At 70.8% G+C, this 8,207-nt stretch carries 4 protein-coding genes; 2 read left to right on the top strand and 2 right to left on the bottom strand.

The window, feature by feature from the left end; genetic code table 11:
• The first annotated feature begins 364 nt into the window (after nucleotides 1–364).
• A complete protein-coding gene (gene gatB / locus AN233_RS17325; protein ID WP_058366424.1) occupies nucleotides 365–1,852 on the top strand; it encodes an Asp-tRNA(Asn)/Glu-tRNA(Gln) amidotransferase subunit GatB in 1,488 nt (495 codons plus the stop codon).
• A 696-nt stretch (nucleotides 1,853–2,548) separates the two neighbouring features.
• Here gatB and AN233_RS08815 read toward each other — a convergent pair.
• Nucleotides 2,549–4,000 carry a M20/M25/M40 family metallo-hydrolase gene (locus AN233_RS08815; protein WP_058366425.1) on the bottom strand — a complete coding sequence of 484 codons (1,452 nt, stop codon included), beginning with the start codon at nucleotides 3,998–4,000 and terminating at the stop codon, nucleotides 2,549–2,551.
• A 177-nt stretch (nucleotides 4,001–4,177) separates the two neighbouring features.
• Here AN233_RS08815 and AN233_RS08820 point away from each other — a divergent pair, with 177 nt between their 5' ends.
• Entirely contained in the window at nucleotides 4,178–5,593 is a 1,416-nt protein-coding gene (locus tag AN233_RS08820; protein WP_058366468.1) for an MATE family efflux transporter, read from the top strand.
• 36 nt (nucleotides 5,594–5,629) lie between these two features.
• On the opposite strand, the gene rad50 is transcribed toward AN233_RS08820, so the two are convergent.
• Nucleotides 5,630–8,207, bottom strand: a 2,578-nt coding sequence (rad50, locus tag AN233_RS08825; RefSeq protein ID WP_245626039.1) for a DNA double-strand break repair ATPase Rad50, incomplete at its 5' end; no start/stop codon positions are given.

Below are 8,207 nucleotides of genomic sequence, written 5' to 3' on the forward strand. Positions count from 1 at the left end.
GAAAGCGGGACCGCGGTTTTCTGTGGCGCGATTTCTTGGGTCGGCTTTCTGGCTGCTGTCGTGCCTGTTGTTCGGGAGAGTGACGTTCAGAAAGCCCCAGCCGGCTCGATCCGGCTGCCCCGTTCAGTCCCACCCACTGCACCGCGACCGTCCCGCGACCGCACCGCAGCCTCACCCCTCCCCAGCCTCGGCCGCGGGCGGGGCGCGGAACCGCACGGCAACGCATCGCGCCCCGCCCGCGACCTCCCTCGCGCGCGTTGCTCGCGCGCGCCGACCGCATCAGGATTGCGACGGTACCGCCATCGCTCCGCGTCGGATCGCCGTCCCGACACGCTTTACACACCGCGCGCGCTACGGTCGCGCAATGAGTACGCAGACCGCCGAGAAGGAGCTCGCGGTCGTCATCGGGCTGGAGGTCCACGTCCAGCTCGAAACCGACACGAAGATCTTCTGCGGCTGTTCGACCGAGCCGAGCGAGGACGAGGAGCCGAACACGCGCACCTGCCCGGTGTGTCTGGGCCTCCCGGGCGCACTCCCGGTGCTCAACGAGGGCGCCGTCGAGGCCGCGGTGAAGATCGGCAAGGCGCTGAACGCTTCAGTGCCCGAGACGACCACGTTCCACCGGAAGAACTACTACTACCCCGACCTGCCGCGGAACTTCCAGATCACGCAGTACGACGCCCCGATCTGTCAGGACGGCAGCCTTGAGGTCTCCGTCGAGGGCGACCGCCGCGAGATCGGCATCACGCGCGCGCACCTCGAGGAGGACCCCGGCAGCCTCCAGCACGCCGGCGGCTCCATCGACACCGCCGACTACACGCTCGTCGACTACAACCGCGCGGGGACGCCGCTCGTTGAGATCGTCACGGAGCCGGACTTCCGCTCGCCGGCGGAGACGCGCGCGTTCCTCGCCAAGCTGGAGGAGGTGCTGGAGTACCTCGGCGTCTTCGACGCCACCCGCGACGGCAGCCTCCGCGTCGACGCGAACATCTCGCTGGTCCCCGGCGAGGAGGTGGCCGCGGACGGCGCCATCGACGAGGCGGCCCTCGCGGAGGCGAACCGCACCGAGGTGAAGAACATCTCCAGCCACAAGGGCGCGGAGAAGGCGCTCGCCTACGAGGTCACCCGCCAGAAGAACGCGGTCCGTCGCGGCCGCGAGGTCGCACAGGAGACGCGCCACTGGGACGAGTCGCGCGGCATCACCGTCTCGATGCGCTCGAAGGAGGCCGAGAAGGACTACCGCTACTTCCGCGAGGCCGACCTCCCCGCGCTGGAGGTCTCCGACTGGAAGGAGTCGATCCCCATCCCCGAGCTCCCGGACGCCCGCCGCGAGCGCTTCGTGGAGGAGTACGGTCTCGACGCCGAGTCCGCCTCGAAGCTCACGTCCACGAAGGAGGTCGCGGACTTCTTCGAGGCGGTCGCCGAGGCGTTCGACCCCGACCTCGCCGCGACGTGGGTCGCCGACAACCTGCTCGGCGAGCTCAACTACCGCGACATGGCGATCACGGACGTCGAGGACCGCCTCGACGAGTTCGAGCGCCTGATCGAACTGGTCGACAAGGGCGAGCTCACCACCAAAAACGCCGAGGAGGTCGTCCTCCGCGCGATGCTCGACGAGGGCGAGGACCCGGACACCGTCGTGGAGCGCGAGGGGCTCGGCAAGGCCGAGTCCGGCGAAGTCGCGGCCGCCGTCGAGGCGGCCATCGAGGAGCACCCCGAGGCGGTCGCGGACTACCACGAGGGCGACGAGGGCGCGATCAACTTCCTCGTCGGCCAGGTGATGCAGGAGACCGGCGGCTCCGCGGACCCCGGCGAGGTCAACGGGCTGTTGCGCGAGGCGCTGGCAGAGTAAGCGAGTTTCGAGGACCCGGTCGTCGCTGAAGAGGCGGTTGCGAAATCGGTCGTCCGTGCCCGTTTCTGTCTCGGAGAGCGTTCTGCTGCGCTTGTCGCTACCGCCTAGAAAGCCCTCGGCCGTTCGCTATACGCTGGTTTTTGACTGATGAAGCGTTCTGCTGCGCTTGCTGCTAACGCCCAGAAAGCCCTCGACCGCTCGCTATACGCTGGTTTTTGACTGATGAAGCGTTCTGCTGCGCTTGCCGCTAACGCCCAGAAAGCCCTCGACCGCTCGCTATACGCTGGTTTTTGACTGATGAGGCGTTCTGCTGCGTTTGCCGCTAACGCCCAGAAAGCCCTCGGCCGCTCGCGGTCGCTGAGCAACATATCGGCGCTCTCCGCAACGCCCGCGCCGATAGAGGTTGCTCAGCGACTCCCCTTCGGCGCGACCGGCCTCGCCCTTTCAGTCCGCCAGGGCGTTTTCTGGTCAGTTGGTCGCCGCAGCCGGCTGCTCAGTGAGCCTCGCTGGCGGCTGTCGAGTCGAGCGTGGCCTCACACCTCCCCAGCCTCGGCCGCGGGCCGGCCGCGAACAGCAACGCACCGCAGGCGGCCGGCCCGCGCCCTCCCTCGCGCGGTCGCGGCGACGCGCTTCGCGGTCGCCGCGGCGCGCGCCGAACGTGGGACAGTCGGGAGAGCGTGCTCAGAAGGCAGGTCCTCAGAAGCCGCCGTCCAGTTCCCGCACGACCGCGGCGCTCGTCCGGATCCCCTTCTCGAAGCGGTCGAGGCTCATGTGCTCGTTCGGCGAGTGGTTCCCCTGGTCGTGGTCGCCGTACGGGACGACGAGGACGGGCACGTCCGCGAGCTCCTCGACCGTGCGGAACAGCGCGGCGGGCAGGCTGCCGCCGAGCACCGGGAGCTCGACCGGCGCCTCGCCGTAGACCTCCTCGAGCGCGGCCGCGACCGGCGGCGCGGCGGGGGTGTCCACCGGCGTCTTCATCGGCGGGAAGGTGGACTGCTTGGTCGCCTCGAGTTCGGGGAACCGCTCCGCGAGGTGCGACTCGATGGCCTCGAAGACGGCGTGCGGGTCCTGCCCGGGGACGAGCCGGCAGTCCAGCTTGGCCGAGGCCGTGGCGGGGAGCACCGTCTTCATCCCCTCGCCCTGATAGCCGCCGGAGAGCCCGTTGACCGTCATCGTCGGCTCGGTCAGCAGGCGCTCGTAGTAGGTCCCGTCGCCGTCGAACCGCTGCACGTCGAGGTCGGCCGCGATGGCGGCGGAGTCGTCGGGGATGGCCGCGACGAGTTCGCGGTCCGCCGCCGTCACGTCCGCGCCCTCGTGGAACCCCTCGACCGTGATCTCGTCGCCGTCCGGGCCGCGCATCGAGGAGAGGGCCTGCACGAGCCGGTTCGTCGCGGCCGGGACCGGGCCGCCGAAGTTGCCCGAGTGCAGGTCGGTGTTGGCGGTCCGACAGTCGAGCTGGAACGCGAGCACGCCGCGGTTGCCGTAGATGAGCGTCGGCTTGCCCTCCCGCGAGCCGGCGGTTCCCGCCCCGTCCGCCTCCCCGGTCGGACCGACCGCGTGCTGTGGCCCGTCCGCGACGTAGAGCAGGTCCGCGTCCGCGATCTCGGGTGCGCCCGCCTCGAGGTACTCGACGAGCCCGGCACTTCCGCTCTCCTCGCCGCCCTCCACGAGCAGCTTGACGGCGACTTCGGGGAACGCGTCCGCGGCCGCGAGCGCGTCGACCGCGAACGCGTGCGCGAGGAACTGGCCCTTGTTGTCGCCGACGCCGCGGGCGTAGATCCGTCCGTCACTGACGGTCGGCTCGAAGGCGGGCGAGTCCCACGCGTCCTCCTCGCCCGGCGGCTGCACGTCGTAGTGGCCGTAGAAGACGACCGTGGGAACGTCCGCGAGGTCGGTCTCCCCCTCTCGAACCGACTCGGGGACGCGCTCGGCGTACGCGAGCGGGTAGCGCTCGGTGTCGATCAGCTCCGTCTCGAAGCCGCAGTCGGTCAGGGTGGCGGCGACGAGGTCGGCGGCCTCCGCCATGCCCTCGCCGGTCGTGGAGACGCTCGGCTGGCGCAGCAGCTCGAACAGCGACGCGCGGTAGTCGTCGAGGCGGGCGTCGATGGCGTCCGAGACCGCCTTCTGAAGTTCGTCGTCGGTCGGCATGGTCGGTGGTTCGCGCGCCGGGGCTTGCCCGTTGCGGTCGCGGAACCCGACGGTCGCCGGCGAGCGGCGCGGAGTCGGAGCGCCGGCCAGCCCGACCGCCTCCGCAAGAACTACCGGTTCCCGTGACGACCTGCGGCGTAAGAGGTCCCCGTGGCGAACCAGGACGCGCGCGTCGACATGACGACCGGCCGCATCTCCCCGAAGCTGTTCCATTTAGCGTGGCCGCTCGTCCTCGGCAACCTGCTGCAGACGCTGTACAACCTCGCGGACATGTTCTGGGTCGGTCGCGTGAGCACGGAAGCGGTCGCGGCCGTCTCCCTGATGTTCCCGCTGTCGTGGATGTTCGTCTCCACCGCGATGGGGCTGACCGCGGCGACCATCGCGCTCGTCTCCCAACACGTCGGCGCCGGCAACGACCGCCGGGCCGACGAGGTGGTCGCCCAGACCTGCCTGCTCGCGGTCGTCGTCTCCGTCGCGCTCGCCGTCGCGGGGTTTGCGGCCCGAGAACCCCTGTTGCGGCTGATCGGTGCGCGGGGACAGGTGTTCGTCGAGTCGCTGGCGTACATCGAGGTCATCTTCCTCACGCTGCCGCTGACGTTCCTGTTCTTCGCGTTCCGGGCCTCGCTCCAAGGCGCGGGCGACACGAAGACCGCGATGTGGCTCGTCGCCGCCTCCGCGGGGCTCAACATCGTCATCGACCCCGTCTTCATCCTCGGCTGGGGACCGATCCCGCCGATGGGCACCCGCGGCGCCGCGGTCGCGACGTTCGTCTCGCGGCTGTTCGCGACCGTCGTCGGCGTGTGGATCCTCCTGCGAGGCGACTGGGGGATCCAGCTCCACCCCGGCGACCTCCGACCGAACCCCGTGCTCCTCCGGAAGCTCGTCGACGTGGGCTACCCGGGGACGCTGGACGGCTGGGCGCGCTCGTTCGCGGCGGTGGCGATGGCAGCGCTGGTCGCGCGGTTCGGCCCCGCCGCCACCGCGGCGTACGGCATCGGCGTCCGCCTGATGTCCGTCTCGTGGACCGTCTCCGGCGCGGTCGGACAGGCGACCGCAACCGGGGTCGGACAGAACCTCGGCGCGGACACGCCCGACCGCGCGAGCGAGGTCGCACGCGTCGCCACGCTCGCGACGATGGGCATCCTGCTCGCCGCGAGCCTCGTCGTCTGGGTGTTCCCCGACGGCGCCATGCGCGTCTTCATCGACGACCCCGCAACCGTCGCCGAGGGCGTCGTCTTCCTCCGGATCGTGGCGCTCTCGTGGGCGTTCTTCGGCGGCCTCATGGTGATCCAGGGCGCGTTCCGCGGCGCCGGCGACACCAGGGTCGCGATGGCGCTGTCGCTGCTCTCGCGGTGGGCGTTCCGCGTCCCGCTGGCGGTCGCGCTCGCGTTCGGCACCGTGACCGTTCCCCTCGTCGGCGTCACCTACACGGGCCTCGACTGGGGCGTCGAGGGACTCTGGTGGGGCTACACCGCGGCCGCCGTCGCCTCCTTCGCGGTCGGCGTCGCGTGGTTCCTCCGCGGCACGTGGAAGGAAGGAGTTATCGACGGGGAAGGGGCGGCGGAGGGGTCGCCGGCCGCGACAGACGACTGAGGCGGGGATCGCCCGGCGGGCCCGGTCGTTCGCGCGTCAGTCGTCGTCCGCCGGGAGCACGGCGCTCGCGATGTCGGGGTCGGCGTGCGCCACGGTCGACCGGTTCGTGCGGGGGTCCTTCTCGACGGTCACGAGGTCGTCGGCCGCGCCCACAAGGTCCTCGTCATGGCTCACGATGACGATCTGCCGGACGCCGAAGCCGCGCATCTCCTCGACGAGGTCGACCAGCCGCGAGACGTGGCCCGAGTCGAGGAAGACGGTCGGCTCGTCGAGGATGAGCGGCGGGGTCGGCGCCGCGCCCTCGATCCCCTCCGCGAGCAGGCGGTAGATCGCACACCGCAGCGAGAGGTTGAACAGCGCGCGCTCGCCGCCCGAGAGCTGCTCGGGATCGAGCGGCTGGCCGTCCTTCTGGTAGACGGTCAGCTCGTACTCGCCGTCCAGCTCGATGTGCGAGTAAGCGTCGTTGTCGTACACCAACTCGAACGTCTCGTTGAGCATGCGCTCCAGTTCGCGGACGTTCCGCTGGCGAAGCTCCGCCCGGAGGTCGCCGTACATCGACTCCAGGTCCTCGGTCTCGCCGTGGAGCGACTCGAGGGACTCGACCGTCTCCGCGAGCTCCGCGCGGTCCTCGCGGAGCTCCTCGAGGTCCCGGATCTCGCCCTTGACGCTCCCGATGGCGCTCTGGATCTCGTCGCGCCGATCGGCGAGCCGGTCGAGCTCGGCGTCGACGCGCTCGATGTAGTTCTCAGCCTCTTCCTTCCGCTCCTTCGCATCCTCGATGGCGCCCTCGTCGACCTCCTCGCGGAGTTCGTCGCGGCGCTCGCGCTTCTCTGCGAGCCGGTCGCGGCGCTCGTCGTTCAGATCCGCGATCGAGGACCGCTTCTCCCGCAGGCGCTCGATCCGGTCCTCGGCGTCCGCGACCGCGTCCAGCCGCTCCGCAACCGCGTCGACCGCCTCGCGGGCGTCCGCGAGGTCCGCAAGGTCGCCCTCCAGCGTCTCGACCGTCTCTGACGCCTCCGCGGCCGCTCCCCGCTTCTCCTCGGCGACTTCGCGGAGATCGGTCGCCTTCTCGCGCTTCTCGCCGGCCGCCTCCCGCTTCTCCTCGGCCTCCTCGCGGTGCGTCTCGGCCGCCTCCCGCTTCTCGGCGACGCGCTCCTCCAGCCGTTCGCGAGCGTCCTCGATGTCCGCGAGGCGTTCCTCCGCATCGACGAGCTCCTCGAGCGCGTCGATCCGGTCGTCGAGGGCGGCGACCCGCTCTCGGGCGTCGCTCAGGTCGCCCTCCAACTCGGCGACACGCTCGCGGTCCTCCTCGACGCGGTGGGCGTGCGGCGAGTCCTCGACCGGCTGGCCGCACTCCGGGCACTTGCCGGCGTCCAGCAGCTCCTCGGCCTCCGCGACGCGGTCGCGGGCGTTGCTCAGCTCCGCCTCCAACTCGGCGACGCGCTCGCGGGCCTCGCCGCGCTCCTCGCGCAGCGCCTCGCGTTTCGCGGTTGCCTCGCCACGGTCGACATCGGCGTCCGCGAAGCGGCCCTCCAGCGTCTCCGCCTCCTCGGCGAGGTCATCGAGTCGGTCCGCGCGGTCCTCGGCCTCCGATTCGGCCTCCGCGGCGCGCTCCTCGAGGTCGTCGGCCTCGCCGTCCAGCTCATCGGCGCGGTCCGCGAGGTCGTCGGCCTTCTCCGCGAGGTTGTCCGCCTGGTTGCGGAACGCCTCGGCGTCGACGCGAACGTCCGACAGCTCCTCCTGTAACTCCTCCTCGCGAGCGTCGAACGCTGCGCGGCGCTCCTCGACCGCGGCCTCGGTCGCCGCGTCGAGACCGGCGTCGTCGAGCCGGTCGTCCATCTCCGCCTCGAGCTCCGCGATCCGCTCGCGAGCCTCGCGGATCTCGGATTTGTGTCCCTCGCGTTCGCTCTCGGCCTCGCGGATCTCCGCCTCCAGGTCATCGATGGCCGTCTCGACCTCGCGCAGTTCCTCGCGATTCTCCGCTTGGGCGTCGAGCACCGCGGCGGCCTCCTCCCGCGTCTCGACCGCGGTCTCGCGCTGCTGCTCGTAGTTCTCGACTCGCTCCTCGAGCTCGGCGAGGTCGCTCTCCAGCTCGTTGAGCCGGCCGTGGAGGTCCTTCTCCTCCTTCTCGTCGATCCGTTCGTCGAGGTCTTCGAGGAGCGTCCGCTTGGCGGTCAACACGTCCTCGACGCCGAGGCGGGCGTCGCCCGCGCGCTCGCGGTACTCCTCCAGCGTCCCGAGCTGGAGCAGGTCGTCGATGGTGTCCTGGCGCTCGCTCGGCGTGGCGTTGATCAGCTTGTTCACCTCGCCCTGCCGGACGTACGCGCAGTTGACGAACGCCTCGGCGTCCATTCGCAGGAGCTCCGTGACGAAGCCGCGGACCGCGGTGGCGCCGTCGCGCGTCAGCCCGTCCGGCCCCTCCAGCGTGCAGTCGTGGCCGACGCGGTCGCCGTAGTCCTTCAGGCGGCGCTCGATGCGGTAGCTCCCGCCGTCGTGGGTGAACGCGAGCGTCACCTCCGTCTCCTCCTCGCCGTTGGTGATCACGTCCTCCAGCGTGCCGTCGAGCGCCTTCGACCCGTACAGCGCGAAGAAGCACGCCTCCAAAAGAGAGGAC

It is taken from the genome of Haloparvum sedimenti (assembly GCF_001462205.1).
Classification (GTDB): domain Archaea; phylum Halobacteriota; class Halobacteria; order Halobacteriales; family Haloferacaceae; genus Haloparvum; species Haloparvum sedimenti.

Coding starts and splice junctions, on each gene's coding strand:
- AN233_RS08815 (WP_058366425.1), bottom strand. CDS start 4,000: ATGCCGACCGACGACGAACTTCAGAAGGCGGTCTCGGACGCCATCGAC.
- AN233_RS08820 (WP_058366468.1), top strand. CDS start 4,178: ATGACGACCGGCCGCATCTCCCCGAAGCTGTTCCATTTAGCGTGGCCG.
- gatB (WP_058366424.1), top strand. CDS start 365: ATGAGTACGCAGACCGCCGAGAAGGAGCTCGCGGTCGTCATCGGGCTG.